The 17,293-nt window shown below is 69.8% G+C and carries 14 protein-coding genes; 12 read left to right on the forward strand and 2 right to left on the reverse strand.

Annotation, left to right across the window (positions count from 1 at the left end):
* Positions 1-5: 5 nt before the first annotated feature.
* Positions 6-284, reverse strand: coding sequence for a hypothetical protein (locus FBY40_RS09940; protein ID WP_235014761.1), 279 nt, complete (start codon positions 282-284; stop codon positions 6-8).
* Between the two features lie 335 nt (positions 285-619).
* The gene (locus FBY40_RS09945) at positions 620-3,085 is read right to left on the reverse strand and encodes a glycoside hydrolase family 10 protein (RefSeq protein ID WP_141938386.1); all 2,466 of its coding nucleotides are present in this window, start codon (positions 3,083-3,085) and stop codon (positions 620-622) included.
* A 223-nt stretch (positions 3,086-3,308) separates the two neighbouring features.
* Here FBY40_RS09945 and FBY40_RS09950 point away from each other — a divergent pair, with 223 nt between their 5' ends.
* From FBY40_RS09950 to FBY40_RS10005, 12 genes are all read left to right on the forward strand, one after another.
* Entirely contained in the window at positions 3,309-4,637 is a 1,329-nt protein-coding gene (locus tag FBY40_RS09950; protein ID WP_141938388.1) for an ABC transporter substrate-binding protein, read from the forward strand.
* Positions 4,638-4,642: 5 nt separating this feature from the next.
* On the forward strand, positions 4,643-5,521 hold the full coding sequence (locus tag FBY40_RS09955; RefSeq protein WP_141938390.1) for a carbohydrate ABC transporter permease: 879 nt from the start codon (positions 4,643-4,645) through the stop codon (positions 5,519-5,521).
* Entirely contained in the window at positions 5,518-6,438 is a 921-nt protein-coding gene (locus tag FBY40_RS09960) for a carbohydrate ABC transporter permease (RefSeq protein WP_141938391.1), read from the forward strand. The genes FBY40_RS09955 and FBY40_RS09960 overlap by 4 nt, the downstream gene beginning before the upstream one ends.
* The gene (locus FBY40_RS09965; protein ID WP_160141386.1) at positions 6,435-7,199 is read left to right on the forward strand and encodes a GntR family transcriptional regulator; all 765 of its coding nucleotides are present in this window, start codon (positions 6,435-6,437) and stop codon (positions 7,197-7,199) included. Before FBY40_RS09960 ends, FBY40_RS09965 begins: the two co-directional genes overlap by 4 nt.
* A gap of 29 nt (positions 7,200-7,228) precedes the next feature.
* Positions 7,229-8,710, forward strand: coding sequence for a DUF4127 family protein (locus FBY40_RS09970; RefSeq protein WP_160141387.1), 1,482 nt, complete (start codon positions 7,229-7,231; stop codon positions 8,708-8,710).
* A complete protein-coding gene (locus FBY40_RS09975) occupies positions 8,707-10,518 on the forward strand; it encodes an FAD-dependent oxidoreductase (RefSeq protein WP_160141388.1) in 1,812 nt (603 codons plus the stop codon). The genes FBY40_RS09970 and FBY40_RS09975 overlap by 4 nt, the downstream gene beginning before the upstream one ends.
* Positions 10,519-10,523: 5 nt before the next feature.
* A complete protein-coding gene (locus tag FBY40_RS09980) occupies positions 10,524-11,255 on the forward strand; it encodes an N-acetylmannosamine-6-phosphate 2-epimerase (protein WP_268815534.1) in 732 nt (243 codons plus the stop codon).
* The gene (locus tag FBY40_RS09985; protein WP_141938398.1) at positions 11,248-14,010 is read left to right on the forward strand and encodes a hypothetical protein; all 2,763 of its coding nucleotides are present in this window, start codon (positions 11,248-11,250) and stop codon (positions 14,008-14,010) included. The genes FBY40_RS09980 and FBY40_RS09985 overlap by 8 nt, the downstream gene beginning before the upstream one ends.
* Positions 14,007-14,948, forward strand: coding sequence for an N-acetylglucosamine kinase (locus FBY40_RS09990; RefSeq protein WP_141938400.1), 942 nt, complete (start codon positions 14,007-14,009; stop codon positions 14,946-14,948). The genes FBY40_RS09985 and FBY40_RS09990 overlap by 4 nt, the downstream gene beginning before the upstream one ends.
* A gap of 80 nt (positions 14,949-15,028) precedes the next feature.
* A complete protein-coding gene (locus FBY40_RS09995; protein WP_141938402.1) occupies positions 15,029-16,057 on the forward strand; it encodes a cupin domain-containing protein in 1,029 nt (342 codons plus the stop codon).
* Complete coding sequence (locus tag FBY40_RS10000; protein ID WP_141938404.1) at positions 16,054-16,728, forward strand: DNA alkylation repair protein; 675 nt, start codon at positions 16,054-16,056, stop codon at positions 16,726-16,728. The genes FBY40_RS09995 and FBY40_RS10000 overlap by 4 nt, the downstream gene beginning before the upstream one ends.
* A 22-nt stretch (positions 16,729-16,750) precedes the next feature.
* On the forward strand, positions 16,751-17,275 hold the full coding sequence (locus FBY40_RS10005; RefSeq protein WP_141938406.1) for a DUF6790 family protein: 525 nt from the start codon (positions 16,751-16,753) through the stop codon (positions 17,273-17,275).
* The last annotated feature ends 18 nt before the right edge of the window (positions 17,276-17,293 follow it).

Genomic DNA, 17,293 nt, shown 5'->3' on the forward strand with positions numbered 1-17,293 from the left:
AGGGCTCACGGCGAAGGGTCGACCGCGTTCGCCCACACCCAGCACCGGTACTCACGCGTGCCCACGTGGAACCTGATCGCCACCGCGCGCGGGGTCCACATGCACGCCTCGGCGTCGACCTGCACCGGCGTCGCGCCAAAGCGAATCCACGCGCGCACAGCCTTCGGGTGGGGATCGGTCGTGCACGGCAGGAGGTCCAACTGCAGCTCCGCCCGGGTCAACGTCTGCAAAGACCCCTGTGCCGCGGTGCGTTCGAGGACACGATCGCTGATCCGGCGGTCCACCGCGTCGGCGTAGCGCCTGTTCGTGCCAATGCCGATCGTCCCTCCTCCGCCCGAGCAGCGGCGAGTCTATCCGCGGCCGACGACATGGTCCGTGTCCACCGTCCCCGGGGGAGGAGAGGGAGTTCCGCGGGTGACGAGTTCGAATCCGAAGCCAGTGCTCTCGGCTCGAGAGGACTCGTCGGGGCGCGGGGCGCTCAGCAGGACCGACCGGTCCGGGCCCGAGGCACGCGGGACGGTGACCTGGTTCGCGACCGCATGCGAAGGGGTGGAGTCCCCGGACTCTGAGAACTCCACCCCCGCCGCGTTCGCGGTGTCATCGCCGCTGCGGCCCAGCGTCACCGACGGACGGCGTCCTCGACCCAGCGTCCGTACATCGCCAGATCGCGCTGCGCCCGCTCCACCCATGCCGCTGACGCGGTGTCATCAGCGGGAAGGAGGCTCGATGCTTTGTCGAGCTCCCGGGCGGCCTTGTCGAGCTTGCCGTCAGACAGCGCGTCGAGGGCTTTGTCCAGACGGTGTTCGATGCGATCAGCGTCTTTCACGGCCACGCAGTGGCCCGTAACGCCGGCGGGCAGGCCGTCACGCAGGTGGCTGATCCCCGTCGAGGCGGCGCCGATCGGATCCGCGTGCGGAGCGACAGCCTCGACCCGGTGCGCGCCTTCCGACAGCGCCCGTGCCTGCGCATCGCTCAACTGGTTGTAGGCGAACAGGCCCGTGCCGTCAGACCCTGCCGCGTTCACCGCGCGGATCTGCTCCAGCACCGTGCCGGGCGTCGAGCCACGGAACGGTCCGTACGTCGCGGTGTACAGGTACTCCTCATCGCCCACCCGTTCGCGCATGGCCTGGGTGTCGCGGGCGACAGAGGTTCCAGAGGTGCCGAAAGACATGCCCGTCAGGACGTCGACGAAGCCGCGGTCGACCCAGTCGCCCCAGTTCTGGAACTTCTTGTCGAGCCCGTCGACGGGGTCGGCGAAGACGGCCGCAGACAGCGCGATCTCGGGAGCGGACTCCTGCTGCAGCTCGCGAACCTCGCCGACGAACGAGGTCACGTTCGCGATCCGCCAGTCCGTCCAGGTCTGCCAGAGCGGCGAGTCCGGCGTGAGGGAGTAGGGATCGACGCCGTGTTCGGCGGCGAACGCCTGTCGCGAGTAATCGCTGTAGGAATACCCTGCCGTCTCCCACGGCTGCGAGACCGGGTACCGGATGTAATCGAGGTGGATTCCGTCGATGTCGTACGTCGACATGAGCTCTGAGAGCAGTGACTGCACGTAGGCCCGCGCGTCGGGATGCGCGGCGTCGAGGAAGTAGTAGCCGGGCTCCGCAATCGAGGGGTGGAGGCCGGGCTTCCCGACATCCTGTCGCTGGATCGCCGCCCACTCCGGGTGCTGCGACAGGATCGGACCGGTACCCACCGTCTGATCAGCACCGACGAAGAAGGTGTGAATCCAGGGATGCAGCTCGATGCCGCGCTCGTGTGCACCCTCGATCCATACCTGCAGGGGGTCGAACCCGACCATCTCGGGGCGCTGGGGGGCGATGCCGGCGGCGGCGGCCGCATCGGAGGGGTAGATCGTGTACCCCTGGTAGATGGTCTCGAGGAAGACCATGTTGAAGCCCGCCTCATCGATCCGGTCGAGCGATGCCTCAATCGCTTCCGGCGTGGTCTCTTCAGGACGCACCCACGTCGCGCGCCCTTCTGCGACCCGTGACTCCGCGGTGCGGTGCGCGGCGAGCTCGGCCGCGCCCCGCGCCGCCAGCGCGAGATCGACCGCGCCGGCCGCGTCGCCCGACCCCGAGGCGGCGCGCGCGTCGTCGAGGAGTGTCGCTGACTCCGTCGCCGCCGCGCGGGCGGCATCGGACGCGAAGACCAGGCACGACGCGGTTGCCGCCTCGATCCGGGCTGTGGCGTCGTCGAGGGCGCGCTCCGCACCGAAGATCGCGGTTCGTTCGTCGACCGTCGCGATCAGGACATCGTCCTCGATCGAGATCGCGGCCCCCACGACGGCGTTGGTCTGAAGCCACGTGCCGCGTCCGCCGTGACCGGAGAGGACGTAGCCGTCGGCAGGGATGTCGCGGTCGTTGCCGCCGGCGCCAGTGACGACGCCGTTCTGCACCGTGACCTCATAACCGAAGTCGTTCGTGCCGGTGGTCTCCCGGCCCGATGCCGGTGTGTACTGGACCATCTGCTCGGCGCCGCGACAGCCCGGGAAGCACGCGCCCGTGCCGTCGACACCGGGTGGGTTGGACTGGGCCGTCGGATCGACCGCGTCGAGGGTCGTGCGCTCTTCCCGCGAGATGACGGGACCGATCCGCACGGTGTCGCCCGCGCGGATGTTGTCACGAAGCCACGCGCGGACGTCGGGCGTGCCCCCCGGCGACACCGACAGGACGATGCCGTCGGCGGGGATCGCGTTGTCGCCCGGGCGAAGGGCGGGGTCTCCGCACGGGGCGAGGATCGTGCACACGCTCTGCACCGTCCACGCGCCGTCGGCGGTGGGACGCAGCACGGCCTCGCCGCCGAACCCGTTGGTCTTCGTGGTCGCCCCGAACGCCGGGGTGTAGACGGCGACCATCCCGGCGAGCCTGCTCGGCGGGTCGACCGCGGCGATCGCGATCCGCTCGCCGCCGACCGTCGTCACCTCGTCGCCCGCCGCGGGCGCGACGAGGGCGGCGGTGTGCGCATCGACGACGGGCGCCGGGGTCAGACCCAGCGCGGGCGAGGCGCTCAGCGCGCTCAGCGCGAGGGCGACGCCGGCCGCGGCGAGCGCGGTGCGGCGGCGTGCACGTGTCAGGGCATTCATCATCGAATCCTCGTCATTCCGAAGCAATGCGGCGTTGCGGCATAAAGTGCGCAACGATTGGTTCGAACCAATTGCGCGCCAACGCTAGCCCGCACGGCGATTGATCGCAAGGTCCAGATCTCGAGCCAGTGACAATGGTCACGCGAGCGTTGCATTGGTTCGAACCATTTGCTAACGTCCGTCCGTGGATCGCATCGATCCCGCAATCCGAAAGGTCCCACCAATGACGTTGAACCGAACCCGTCGCACGCTTCTCGCGGGTGCGACCGCGACCGGTCTGGCCCTCGCACTTGTCGGCTGCGGCCTCGAAGGTGTCGACACCGGCTCCGAGGCCTCCGCCGACGAGCTGTCGACCGTCGAAGGCGAGATCACCTTCGCCACGCTCGAGCTCAGCTCCAACCCCGACCTCGCGGCGTACATCGAGGACACGATCGCGGCCTTCGAGGAGGAGTACCCGGGCACCGAGGTCGAATGGATCGATGTGCCGTTCGCCGGCGCGCAGGAGAAGTTCGCCGCCGACGCCGCCGCCGGGAACCTCCCCGATGTCGTCAACATGAACCCCAACTTCGCTCAGCCGCTCGAACGCGAGGGAGTCTTCCTCGACATCGACCAGGCCGACCCCGAGCTCGCCGCAGAGTACGTCGAGGGGGCGTGGAAGGGATTCCAGGTTCCCGGCATGGAGGGGACGTTCGGTGTGCCGTGGTACCTCACCAGCGAGGTCACGATGTACAACGCCGCCCTCTACGAAGCCGCGGGGCTGGACCCCGACGACGCACCCGAGACGTTCGCGGAGCTCTACGAGGACGCTCGCGCCATCTCGGAGGCCGGTGCCGGAGAGTTCTACGGCCTGCACCCGGCGCTCGAGAACCGCTTCCTGACCGACCTGGCCAAGATCGGCGTCCCGCTGATCGATGAAGACCTGGTCTGGACCTTCAACACCCCGGACGCCGTCGAATACGTCGAGGGGCTCGCCGAGATGTACCAGTCGGGGGTCTTCCCGGCCGATTCGCTCACGCAGACCCTCAACGACGCCAAGGAGGGCTACCAGGCCGGGAACGTCGCGATGTTCCCCTCCGGACCGAACTTTCTCAACGGCATCGAGCAGAATGCTCCCGAGGTGTTCGCGAACACCCGGGTCGCACCGCAGATCGCCGCCGAGGGTGAGCCCGTCAACATGTCGGTGATGGGGCTGCTGATTCCCAAGACCAGCGAGAACCCCGGCACCGCCTTGGCCTTCACGAAGTTCATCACCAACGCCGAGAACCAGCTCGCCTTCTCCCAGGTCGCGCCGGTGCTGCCGTCGGTCACTGCAGCTCTGGAAGACCCGTTCTTCCAGGACGACTCCGACGGCACCGAACTGTCCAAGGCCGTCAAGCTCTCCGCAGAGGGGCTCACGCGCGCCGAGAACCTCACGCCGGTCCAGTACGACGACCAGGTCAAGAACGCCGTGCTGGCGAAGATCCAGCTCGCCCTCGCCGGAGATCTGACCGCGCAGGAGGCGCTCGACCAGGCGGTCGAAGAGGCCAACGCCATCACCGGCGGCGGGGAGTAGACGCGATGCGGCCCCGAAGGCTCGTCACGCCCTGGTTGCTCATGGCACCGGCGCTCGCCGTCGCCCTGATCTTCCACATCGTTCCGTTCTTCCGCACCGTCCAGTTGTCGTTCACCGACTTCCGGCTGGCCTCGGGGGGACAGTACGTGGGGTTCGAGAACTTCGGGGCCCTCGCGTCCTCCGACGTCTTCTGGCTCTCGGCGGGCAACACGCTCATCTACGTCGTCGTCGCGGTTCCCCTGCTGGTGACCCTTCCTCTGCTGCTGGCGATGCTCGTCCAGCCGAAGATCCCCGGCATGGCCTTCTTCCGAGCGTCGTTCTACACCCCCGTGATCGCCTCCATGGTGGTGGTCGGCCTCATCTGGGTGTTCCTCCTGAAAGAGCGCGGCCCGGTCAACTGGCTCTTCCAGACCCTTCGGATCGTGCAGCAGCCGCTGCCGTTCCTCACCGACGCCACCCTTCTCCTTTTCAGCTGCATCCTGGTCACGGTGTGGAAAGGCCTGGGCTTCTACATGGTCATCTATCTGACCGCGCTCGCCAACGTCCCCGGCGAGCTCCATGAAGCGGCGCAGATGGACGGTGCCGGAGGCATCCGGCGATTCTTCTCCGTCACCATCCCCTCGGTTCGGCCGACGATGCTGCTGGTCGGGGTGCTGTCCGCGATCGCGGCCATGAAGGTCTATGCCGAGATCTTCGTCATCGCCGGCCCGACCGCCGGGCCCGGAGGGCAGGTGCGTTCGATGGTGTTCACCATTCGCGAGGTGGGGTCCGGTTTCGACGGACAGGTGGGCTACGCCGCCGCCATGAGTCTGGTGCTGTTCATCTTCACCATCGGCCTGACCGTCGCGCTGCAGAAGCTCAGCAGGGAGAACGCGGAAGCATGACCGTCATCGAATCCGCGGACGCCGTCCGCAGCGCAGCCGCCCCGCTGACGACCGCCGAGCGCGCAGAGCTCCGACGCCGACGCCCCCTCGGCGTCGGGGGAGTCATCCGCCGGGTGGTGCACTACATCGTCCTCCTCGTGGTCCTGGTGCTGCTCGTCGGGCCTTTCCTCTACACGCTCGGAACGGCTTTGAAGGGGGAGGGGGACAGTGTGTTCTCCTACCCGCCCTATTTCCTGCCCCGCGACCCGACGTTGGAGAACTTCGCCAAGGTCGCCGACGTCATCCCGGTCTGGACCTTCATCGGCAACTCGCTGATCGTCGCCTCGGCCTCCACCGTGACCAACATCGCCTTCGGCTCGCTGGCCGGCTTCGCCCTGGCCCGACTGCGCTTCCGCGGTAACACCGCGGCGTATCTGACCTTCCTGGCGACGCTGGTCATCCCGTTCGAGGTCATCTTCATCTCGGTCTTCCTCACCGCTCGCCAGCTGGGACTCGTCGACACGCTGCTGGGCGTCATCCTGCCCTCCGCGGTGACGGGATTCTCCATCCTGCTCTTCCGGTCGGCGTTCCTGTCCCTTCCCCGCGCCATCGATGAGGCCGCGGTCCTGGACGGCGCCTCGGAGTTCCAGCGCTACTGGCGCGTCGCATTGCCTTCGGTGAAGGGGACGATGGCAGTGGTCGGTATCTTCAGCTTCATGTTCGCGTGGGACGACTTCCTCTGGCCGCAGATCGTCCTGACCAGCCAGGACAACTACACCCTCACTGTGGGACTGCAGTTTCTGGCGGGTGCGTTCGCGGATGACCAGAAGGTGGTGGCTGCCGGCACGATGATCGCCGTCATCCCGCTGATCATCGCGTTCTTCTTCGCTCAGAAATGGTTCTTCCGCGGTGCAGGAGAAGGGGCGGTGAAGGGATGACCCTCGAGACCGGCACGGATGCCCCCCAGCTCCCGCCCTCCCGCGCGGCCGGCGAGCCAGGATCGAAGGTGGAAGCAATTCGTTCGCGGCTGCGGGACGAGGTCATCGCGCACCTCGCCCCGCACGACCCGCTGCCGCCCGAGCGGGAGCTGGTCAACCTCTTCGGCGTCAGCCGTGCGACGGTGCGCCAGGCCCTCGCGCGCCTGGCCGACCACGGCTGGGTCTACCGGGTCCAGGGATCGGGCACGTTCGTGGCCGACAAGGACCTGGTGTCGAAGTCGCTGTACCTGACCTCATTCTCGGAGGACATCGCCGAGCGCGGGATGACACCCGGATCACGGGTGCTGCGGCTCGAGCACGGCCGCGCCGACGAACGGATCGCGCGAGAGCTGCTCATCACTCCGGGAGCCCGTGCGGTGCACATCGAGCGCCTCCGTACTGCTGACGGCGCACCGCTGTGCATCGAGAGCCTGTGGCTGCCCGAGTGGCTGACGGGCGACAACCTGGGACCGGAGCTGCTCGGGTCGCTCTACGAGTACTTCGGACACGCCGGCGCCACACCTGCCCGCGCGCATCAGACGATCCGGGCCGTGACTCTGGATGAACGGCAGGCGGAACTGCTCGAGTCGGCGCCGGGCTCACCGGCCCTTCTCGTCGCGCGCATCGTCTTCGACACGCACGGGCGGCGCATCGAATCCTCGACGGGTGTCTACCGGGGCGACGCGTACGAGTTCCAGATCAATGTGAAGCGCCGCGTCTGATGCCCGCGCCGTCTCGAACTCCGAGGCTGGTGCTCGTACCGCTGGACGAGCGGCCGGTCTGCCTCGATCTGCCACGCCGGATCGCGGCGATCGCCGGCTTCCGCATGGACGTGCCGCCCCCGGTCGCGCGCCCCGACCTCCGCCACGGCGGAGACCTCGGCGCGTTGACGACGTGGCTGGAGGCCGCGCTCCACGACGACGGCGAAGACGCCGCCCGTGCTGCCGTGGTGTCGCTGGACGGCCTCGGGTTCGGTGGCCTCATCCCCTCGCGCATCGGCGCCGAGAGCGCCGCCGCGGTGCTCGCACGCTTCGATGTGCTGCGCGACAGCCCAGCGCCTGTCTATGCCTCGATCGTCGTCCCTCGCGCCCCCGATGCGGCGGATGACTTCGAAGAGCCGCTGTACTGGGCCGAGTGGGGGCCCGCCCTCCACGCGCTGTCCCTCCACCTGGGTGGCGGTGGCGGTGGCGGACGCATCGCCGAGATCCCCGACGACGTGCGCGCTGACTGGCTGCGGCGTCGACTGCGGCAGCACGTGATCGCCCTCGGTGCCGTCGGCATGGTCGCCGACGGCACGCTGCGGCGACTGTTCGTCGGAGTCGACGACGCCGTCCCGGGGTCGCTGTCCGAGCGAGACCAGATGGCGGTAGTCGAGTGGATCGCGCGATTGGGGGTCACCAGTCGGGCCCGCGTCGCACCCGGCGCCGACGAGACCGGGGCGGTCCTGACCGCTCGCGCCATCGGCGAACAGCTGCAGACCCGGCCCTCGCGGATCGCCGTCCTCGCCGCCGACCCGCGAGGGCTGGAACGCGTGGCTCCCTACGAGACGGGACCCGTCGGTGACACCGCCCGCGCACAGCTGGACAGCGCGGGGGCCGAGCTCGTCGCGGACCCTTCGGAGGCGGACGGGATCCTCCTCGTCCACACCCCCGACGGCACGAGCGGCGACTGGGCGGTGTCGCCGCCGGAGCGAACGGATGCCGCAGCCGCGGACGCCACCGCTGCGCTGGCGGCGTCGCTCTCGACGGACGGCCGCATCGCGGTCGCCGTCGCCGACGTCGCCCAGCCCAACGGCGCCGATCCCGCACTGGTCCGCGCGCTCGCGCGGCGGCATGTGCTGGCGGATCTGGACGGGTATGCCGCCTGGAATACGGCGGGCAACACGATCGGAACGGCCGCAGCGCATCTGGTCACAGCGCTGGCCGCACGGCGCGCGGGCGTGTTCGACGGCGGCGCGAGCGCGCGCCTGGTGCGGACGCGCGTGATCGAGGACTACGGCTACATGAGCGCGGTCCGGCGGCAGCTGCGCGCACGCATCGGCTCACCCGTCGAGCGGCACGATCGGATCGAGGACGTCGGTGGTGCCGCCGCCTTCGTCGCCGCCGCGCTCACGGACGCGCTCGCCCCGCTCGCCTCCGCCGGGATCGGGAGGGTGACCGCCTCGGACATCTCGTTCCCATGGCGCCGGTCCTTCGAGATCGCGCTGTCCGATACGGCGGGGGAGAGCGCATGAACGGCGGCCGCCAGCTCCGGACAGACGTCGTGGTGATCGGGCTCGGTCTCGGCGCCGTCGCCGCCGCGCTCGCCGCGACCGACGCCGGCTGCGCGGTCGTGATGGCCGGTGGCGAGCGCCGGGTGGGTGGCCAGATCACGACACAGCTGACCGCACCGCTCGATGAGCATCCTCACATCGAGCGAGAGGCAGCGTGCTCCCTCCGCTATCGGGCTCTGCGCGACGGCATCCGGGCGGCCTACGACGGTCGTCGCAATCCCGGCGGCGGGTGGGTGAGCCGGCTGTGCTTCGAGCCCGCCGTCGGCGAGCGGATCCTTGAGACGATGCTGGACGAGCCGCTGCGGCGCGGGATGCTGACGATCCTGCGCGGCGCTCGCCCGGTCGAGGTGATCGGCGACGCCGAACATCTGACGGGTGTCGTCCTCGAGAGCGGTGGGCAGCTCATCTCCGTGACCGGCGACGTGGTGGTCGACGCCACCGAGACCGGCGACATCCTGCCTCTGGCCGGAGCGGACTGGGTGATCGGATCCGAGGGCCGCGCCGCATTCGGGGAGCCTCATGCGCTCCCAGGCGGTGCCGATCACACGGCGGAGCAATCCTGCACCGTCGTCGCCGCGCTGGTCCGCGACGACCATCAGCCCGTCCCGATCGCCGACGCACCGGCCCACTATGCGCGCTGGCGCGACGAGCAGCCTTTCAGCCTCACTCTGTCCAACGACGTCGGACACACCCACACCTTCTCGTTCTTCGACGACCACCAACCGCCGGGATCGTTCTGGTCGTATCGACGAGTTCGCGACAGCGCACAGCTCGGCGGCGCCGATGCCGCGGTCATCAACTGGCACGGCAACGACTGGTACGGCTCCGGGCTCGTCGCCGACCCCGGGGGGACAGAGGCGGCCGCCCGGGATCTCACCAGGGCGTTCGTCCACTGGCTGCGCACGGAGGCGCCCCGTGACGGCGGCGGGACGGGATATCCGGAACTGCGACTGGCGCCTGAGATCTCGGGGACGTCGGACGGTCTGGCCGAGTCGCCGTACGTCCGCGAGTCGCGCCGACTGCGCTCCGAGCATCCCGTCACCGAACTCGACCTGACCCCACGGAGCGATGAGGAACGGGCCGAACAGTTCACAGATGCTGCGGGAATCGCCTGGTATCACGCCGACCTCCACCCGCGGGTCGGCGGTCACCCGAGCGTCTATGCGCCGACGGCTCCTTTCCAGGTGCCGCTCCGGTCGCTGGTCCCGGAGCGCGGCCGGGGCCCGGCGAACCTGCTCGCCGGCGCCAAGAACCTGGGCGCGACGCAGATCGCAGCCGCCGCCTACCGCGTCCATCACGGCGAATGGGCAGTCGGGGAGGCCGCGGGCGTTCTGGCGGCGCACTCGGTCCGTCGTGGCCTCACCGCCCAGGCGATCCTGGCCAATGCGAACGAGCTGATCGCGGTTCAGATCGCCGTTCTCCGCGCCGGCGTCCCGATCGTCTGGGCGCTGGACCTCCCTCAGCAACACCCGGCGTTCGTCGCGGGATCGCTGCTGATCGCCCACGGAGGGCTGGATCGCATCGGACGACGACGGCTGACGGTCGATCCCGATCTTCCGGTGTCGACGGAGGCGGCGGCGGCGTTGCGGCGGGCGGCCGTGCGCATCGCCGCGCTCATCGACATCACCCCGACTCGTCCCGACCCGGCGCCCGGATGCACCTGGGGTGCGCTCGCCCGCGCGCTCGCCGAACCCGTGCTCGCCGCGATCGACCGATCGAGCGCGACCGACAACCCGCACGCCGTCGCCGGCGTGCGTCGTACCGAATGAGGATCATGCCCGACATCCCTTCCCTCCTGGATCGCCTCCGGGGGCGTCTCGTCGTCTCATGCCAGGCGCGACCCGGTGAACCGTTGCACGGTCCCGAGCACATGAGCGCCATGGCGCTGTCGGCAATCGCCGGAGGCGCCGGGGGAATCCGGTGCGAGGGCCCCGACGACGTCCGTGCCATCCGGGCGGTGACCGATCTGCCCGTGATCGGGCTCTGGAAGGCCGGCGTCGACGGCGTCTACATCACCCCGACGCTGGAACACGCCCTCGCCGTTGCCGAGGCGGGCGCCGACATCGTGGCTCTGGACGCGACCGCACGACCGCGCCCGGACGGACGCACTCTCATCGAGACCCTGCGCGAACTGAGCGCGCGGGGCATCCCCGTCATGGCCGACGTCGCCACGCTGGCGGAAGGTGTCGCTGCAGCGGCGGCCGGGGCGACGCTGGTCGGGACGACGCTGTCGGGCTACACGCCGGAGACCGCGGGTCTCGCCCATCACCCCGGTCCGGATCTGGACCTCGTGGCGGGGCTGGTGGACACCCTGGCGATCCCCGTGGTGGCGGAAGGGCGGATCACCACGCCCGCACAGCTCTCCTCCGCTTTCTTTGCCGGCGCGTGGAGTGTCGTCGTGGGGGGCGCGATCACGCGCCCTGCGATGATCACCGCCGGATTCGTCGGCGCCATCCCCGCCGACGCCGGAAGCCGCACCTTGCCGAAGGGAGCGGTCCGTGTCTGAGCAGCTCGTCGCGACACCAACCCGTGACCGCAGCGGGCGCGGCACCGGGCCGACCTGTCACGTCGTCACCCATGTGCATTGGGACCGGGAGTGGTACCGCCCGTTCGAGTCCTATCGCGCGCGGCTGATCGAACTCGTCGAGCAGGTATGCACCCAGCTCGACGCGGGCTCGATCGAGAGGTTCCATCTGGACGGACAGACGATCACCCTCCGCGATGTCGGAGACCTGCGTCCCGATCTGGTCGAGCGTGTCCGTCGGCACGTATGTGCGGGTGTCCTCACGGTGGGACCGTGGCACGTCCTCGCCGACAACCAGCTGGTCTCGGGCGAGAATCTCATCCGCAACCTCCTCGCCGCCCGTCGTCTGGGCGCCGGGATCGGGGCGCTGACAGCCATCGGATACTCTCCGGACGCGTTCGGTCATCCTGCGGACCTGCCCCGGATCCTCACCGGGTTCGGCATCGACACGGCCCTGGTCTGGCGCGGAGCGCCATCGGAGGCATCGGAGTTCCGGTGGCGCTCGCCAGACGGCGCAGAGGTGTACGCGGTCAACCAGGCCTACCACGAGGCGGAGATCCTGTGGACACCCGAGGGACGCGCCGAGCGCCTCGCGGCCTTCCTCGACCGTGAGCGTGAGCGTCGCCCCGAGGGCCCCTGGCTGCTGATGAACGGGGGCGACCACCTCGCCCCCCGCGCGGTGGGCCCGGTGCTCGCAGCGGTGGCTGGGTCGGAGACGTCCGGTGGGTCCCTGGTGCAGTCGAGTCTGGAGGACTTCTTCGACGATCTGCGCGCGACCCGTCCGGATCCGGTGGTCATCGAGGGCGAACTCCGATTCCTCGGCGGCCCGGGGTCGTTCCTGCTTCCCGGCACGCTGTCCTCGCGCATCCATCTGAAACAGGAGAACTCGCGCGCGGAACGGATGCTGGAGCGCATCGTCGAACCCCTCCTCGCCGCCGAGGTGCTCGATCCTCCCGCTGTTCCCGGGCTCTCGGCCGTCGACGCCACGCCGATCGCAGGCCCGACCGAGGCGCAGCTGCGTCACGCCTGGGAGCTCGTGCTCGAGAACGCTCCCCACGACTCCATCTGCGGGTGCAGCGTGGACGAGGTGCACCGGGAGAACTCGGTGCGCACCGATCGCGTGCTCGAGCTGAGCGATCAGATGCTGCGGCGCGCACTGCTGCGACGCCGCTTCGACACCCGTGTGCACGGGACGCCCGCCGACGACGCCGTCCGCATCGCGGTCCACGTTCCCTTCGCCGCAGGAGACCGGCACCTTCCCGTGGAGGTCGATGTCGTCGTCGCACCCGACAGCGACATCGCTCAGCTGAAAGATCCGAGCGGGCGAGCGGTTCCGATCGAAGTGGAAGACCTCGGTGTGCGGCGCTCCTTCGAGGCTGATCTCGACCTCCTTCCCGACTCCGTCGAAGCCCGGGTCCTGCGGCTTCGCTTCATCGCCTCCGTCGTCGAGCCCGGTGCCGTCGTCATCTTCACGGCGGAGCTGGCTCCTCACGACGGTCGCCCCCGCGCACGCGCCGACAGCGAACCGGGGCAGGTCGGCCAGGCGGTATCGCTTCCGGATGGTCGATCGGTCATCGTGCTCGCCGACGCCGCGTTCGACGTCGTCGACCCGGCCACTGGCACCCGTCACCGGGGCCTCGGGCGGCTGGTGGACGAGGGCGATCGCGGCGACACGTACACGTTCGACCCGCCGACGGGTGATCGTGGTGTCGAGGCGAGGGCGGGCAGCGTCGCGCTGATCCGGTCGGCAGTCCGTACGGTGATCTCCTGGCGCGCCGAACTCGACATCCCGCACTCGCTCGATGAGGCACGCGAGGCCCGGTCCGCCGCGACGATCCCCACTGCCGTGGACATCCGACTGACGGTGTGGCACGGTTCGGACACGCTGGAGTGGACGGCCGAGTGGGTGAACGCCTCACGTGATCATCGCCTCCGGGTGCTCGCTCCGGTCGCTGGTCAGCCGACATCGTGGACCAGCGGTCAGCACTTCTCGTCGCTGACGCGCCCTTTCGGGCCGGTCATCGGGTCGGCCCCGCACGAGCGGAATCGCGAGAGCGCGATCGGGACCCACCCCGCGCACGGGTACGTCACGGCCGGGGGAGGCGACGAGGCCGTCGGGATTCTGCTGGATCACGTGTCCGAAGTGCAGGGCATCGCAGGCGGCGACGGTGCTCCCGCGGAGCTGGCCGTGACCGTGCTGCGGAGCGTGGGGTGGCTCTCGAGGTTCGATCTCCGAACCCGCACGACCGGGGCAGGCCCGGAACTGGCCACCCCGGAAGCGCAGCTGCTGCGACCGATCACCGCCCGCGTCGCGTTCGTTCTGGGTGCGGCTGCCACCGACACCTACGCCCTCGCCGAGCGGGCCGACACGCGTCGGGTCGGCGTCGTCGCGCTGCAGTTGCGCGGGGGACCCGAGGCGCCGTCCGTCCTTGCACCACCGCTCTCGGTGTCCGGCGCGCTCGTCACCGCCTTCAAGCCGGCGGACGACGGCAGCGGAGTGATCCTGCGGCTGAGCAACCCCACCGATGCGGATCGCACTGCCACGCTCCATGCGGCCGTCGATGTCGACGTCTGGGCTGTTCGCATGGATGAGACGGCGCTGGCCGACGCATCGGTGCGGGTCGCGCGTGCGCAGCGGAGCGAGTACCCCCTCGCGCCCCAGCAGACCCTGACCCTGCGGCTGGTGCCCGCGGCCCCTCTTCCGGGGCGGCCCGCGACGGGGGGCGACCTGCGGTGAGGGGCGACCCGCACGCTGATGGGACGACCCGGCTGTCGGTCGACGCCGGGCAGTCCTCGATCCGCGTCCGTCGGAGCGACCCGCACGGAACGCACACCTCGGTGCTCCCGGGCATCCGCGCCGACCGACCGGCGACGCCCCAGGTGGTCGGTGTCATCCGCGACGCGCTCGCGAGCGCCCCGCCGACGACGCGGACGGTCTCGGTGGCGGTGGGTGCGTCCGGGTTCGACGAAGACCCCGCCGCGGCAGCGGATCTCCTCCTGGTCGAGCCGACGTTGACCTCCGCACGCATCGCGCACGACTCGGTCACCGGCTACCTCGGGGCCAACGCCGAGCAGCACGGAGTGGTGGCTGCGGTGGGCACGGGCGTGGTGATCCTCGGGTGCGGGACCGCCGGCCTCGCTCGCGTGGACGGGTGGGGCTATCTCCTGGGCGACGCCGGGGGTGCGTATTGGATCGGCCGAGCTGGTTTGGATGCTGCGCTGCGTGCGGTCGACGGCCGCGGGCCCGCGACCTCCCTCACCGCCTCCGCGACCGCGGCGTTCGGCCCGCTGCCGCTCGTTCCTCTCGCCCTGCAGGCCGATCCCCGCCGCGTCGAGCGCGTCGCGGCATTCGCGCGTTCGGTGACTGCAGCGGCAGAGCATGACGAGAGCGCAGCCGACATCGTGATGACGGCCGCGCGGGAACTGGCCGGCTCGATCGCGGCCGCCCTGCGGATGTCGGGGATGCCGAAGACGCAGGCGCGGGTCAGTGCCAATGGAAAGGTGGTGGAGGCGGATGCCCTGAGGAGGGCTCTCACCACGGAACTGCGCGAGGTCGGGGTAGAACTCCAGCCGCCTCTGGGCGAACCGATCGACGGTGTCGATCGGTTGCACGACCTGCCGTCGTCGCATCCTCTGCAGCGCGTCGTCTCGACCGCGGATCGCGTCCCGGTCTGACGGCGTTCGGAGGTTCCCGGGCACGCCTCTTCGGTCAGCTCCCCGCGCCAGGGGGCAGCCGGAGGGTCTACATTTTCGACATGGCCTCGCCGCACGTCGCATCGCTGCACGCCGCTCCCGCCGCCTTCGAGGGCGATTCCGGGGAGATCCGCCGGCTCACCCGCGCGGAGTTCCCGATGCTCAGGCGGATGTCCATCCAGAGGATCGTCCTGGCCCCCGGGGGTGTCCGCGAGCCGCAGTGGAACGTCAATGCCCACCAGCTCGCCTACGTCGCGCGGGGGAGAGTGCTCGTGTCGGTGCTCGGCAACGCCGACGCCTTCGCCTCCTTCGTCGTCGAAGCGGGACAGATGTTCCACATCGAATCGGGCGCCGTGGCGCACATGGAGAATGCCGGCGACACCGACGCCGAGATCATCGCGGCGCTCCGGTCGGATCACCCGCAGCACTTCTCCTTCTCCGGCAGTGTGAATGCGATGACCGATGCCGTCCTCGGAAACACCTACGACCTCGCGGCGGCGGCCTTCGAGATCCTGCCGCGGCGGGATCCGACCCCGATCTTCCGTCGTCAGGGCCCGGTGCGCATTCCCGACACCGCCGGGCTTCCGAACGCCCGGCTGTTCGACGCGGAAGGACAGCAGGCGCCGCTGTCGTACAGCTACGGGTTCGCCAAGCTCGCCCGCAACCAGTACTGGGCTTCGCTCGAGGACATCTCGATGTACCACCTCCATATCGACGGGAGTGGAATGCGCGAGCCGCACTGGCATCCGGTCACCGCGGAGCTCGGCTACGTCTGGAAGGGCAGAGGACGGATGCGGGTGCTCAGCCCCGACGGATCCCTCGACCAGTACGAGCTCGAGCCCGGACAGGTCTACTTCATCCCGCGCGCGTACCCCCATCACATCGAGACGCTCGGTGAAGACGGACTGGACTTCCTCATCTTCTTCGACCAGCCCACCCCCGGAGACATCGGATACCGGGCGACCGCCTCGGCGTTCTCGCGCGAGGTGCTCGCCGGTGCCTTCGGGATCCCCGAGCGGGATCTGCCCCGCCTGCCCTTCACCCCCGTCGATCCGCTCATCGTCGAGCGGCGGAATCCCCGGGATCCGTGAGCACCACCGCCGCTGAAGCCGCCCTTGTCTCCGATGTCCGAGCGGCCCTCCGTCGCGCCGCCGATCCCTCCCGCGCCGCGGGCCAGCAGGCGTACATGAAATCGGCGATGCCGTTCCTCGGGGTGCGGGTGCCCGAGGTTCGCCGCCTGGTCGCCGAGGTCGCCGGCACCCGCGACTCCGTGACGAGGCTCTCCGCCGCGCGCCTCCTCTGGGACGACGCGACCCACCGCGAGGAGCGCTACGCCGCCATGGCCCTTCTTCGACACCGTGCTCTTCGCGGAGATCCTCGTCTGGTGCCGATCGTCGAACACATGGTGCGCACCGGGGCGTGGTGGGACATCACCGATGAGCTGGCCCATCGCCTGGGCGACCTGCTCGATGCCCGACCCGAGGCGACCGCAGCGCTCGTGCGCGCATGGGCGCGCGACGACGATCCCTGGATCCGGCGGATCGCTATCCTCTCCCAGCTCGGACGACGATCACGGGTCGATCAGGCGCTTCTCGCCGATGCCATCCGCCCGAATGCCTCGGATTCCGAGTTCTTCATCCGAAAGGCCATCGGGTGGGCCCTTCGCGACCACGCCCGCACCGACCCGGACTGGGTGCGACATTTCGTCGCTTCACACGAACTCAGCGCGCTGTCGGTCCGCGAGGCGACGAAACACCTGTGAGACGGGCGATACGATCACGCGCATGACCGGTATATCGCCCGACGCTGCACGAACCGGGGCACGGCAGAAGACTCCGCTTCTCGTCGGCCTGCTCCCCTTCGCCGGGGTGGTCCTCTTCGTCATCGCCGAGATCGTCGGCTTCGTCGTCACCGGCGGTGCCGACGCTCTGCGGTGGACGACCATGAACGCCGTCCTGTTCCTCATCGGGTCCTCCAGCGTCGGCAATGGCATCGCCCACCTCTTCTTCGGGCCCGTCATCGCCCGATCGATCGGCTGGCAGCCGGGGCCCTTCCAGTTCGAAGTCGGTGCGGCCAACCTCGGAATCGGCGTGGCCGCGATTGTGGCCGCGGCAGCGTTCGATGCAGACGCCTGGCTCGCCCCGATCCTGGCCGCGCTGGTCTTCCTCGTCCTCGCGGGCATCGGTCACATCCGCGCGATCGTCGTCGAACGCAATCTCTCGATCAACAACGCCGGCCCCATCCTGGTGCTCGACTTCCTCATCCCGCTCGTCACGCTCGCCCTGTGGATCTGGTTGATGCTTTCCTGACGCTTCGGAGGCGGGTCG

It is taken from the genome of Microbacterium sp. SLBN-154 (assembly GCF_006715565.1).
Classification (GTDB): Bacteria; Actinomycetota; Actinomycetes; order Actinomycetales; family Microbacteriaceae; genus Microbacterium.

Bases quoted from the DNA above. Each gene is read 5' to 3' on its own strand.
- FBY40_RS09980 (WP_268815534.1), top strand. From the start codon at position 10,524: ATGCCCGACATCCCTTCCCTCCTGGATCGCCTCCGGGGGCGTCTCGTC.
- FBY40_RS10005 (WP_141938406.1), top strand. From the start codon at position 16,751: ATGACCGGTATATCGCCCGACGCTGCACGAACCGGGGCACGGCAGAAG.
- FBY40_RS09950 (WP_141938388.1), top strand. From the start codon at position 3,309: ATGACGTTGAACCGAACCCGTCGCACGCTTCTCGCGGGTGCGACCGCG.
- FBY40_RS09955 (WP_141938390.1), top strand. From the start codon at position 4,643: ATGCGGCCCCGAAGGCTCGTCACGCCCTGGTTGCTCATGGCACCGGCG.
- FBY40_RS09975 (WP_160141388.1), top strand. From the start codon at position 8,707: ATGAACGGCGGCCGCCAGCTCCGGACAGACGTCGTGGTGATCGGGCTC.
- FBY40_RS09965 (WP_160141386.1), top strand. From the start codon at position 6,435: ATGACCCTCGAGACCGGCACGGATGCCCCCCAGCTCCCGCCCTCCCGC.
- FBY40_RS09995 (WP_141938402.1), top strand. From the start codon at position 15,029: ATGGCCTCGCCGCACGTCGCATCGCTGCACGCCGCTCCCGCCGCCTTC.
- FBY40_RS09960 (WP_141938391.1), top strand. From the start codon at position 5,518: ATGACCGTCATCGAATCCGCGGACGCCGTCCGCAGCGCAGCCGCCCCG.
- FBY40_RS09945 (WP_141938386.1), bottom strand. From the start codon at position 3,085: ATGAATGCCCTGACACGTGCACGCCGCCGCACCGCGCTCGCCGCGGCC.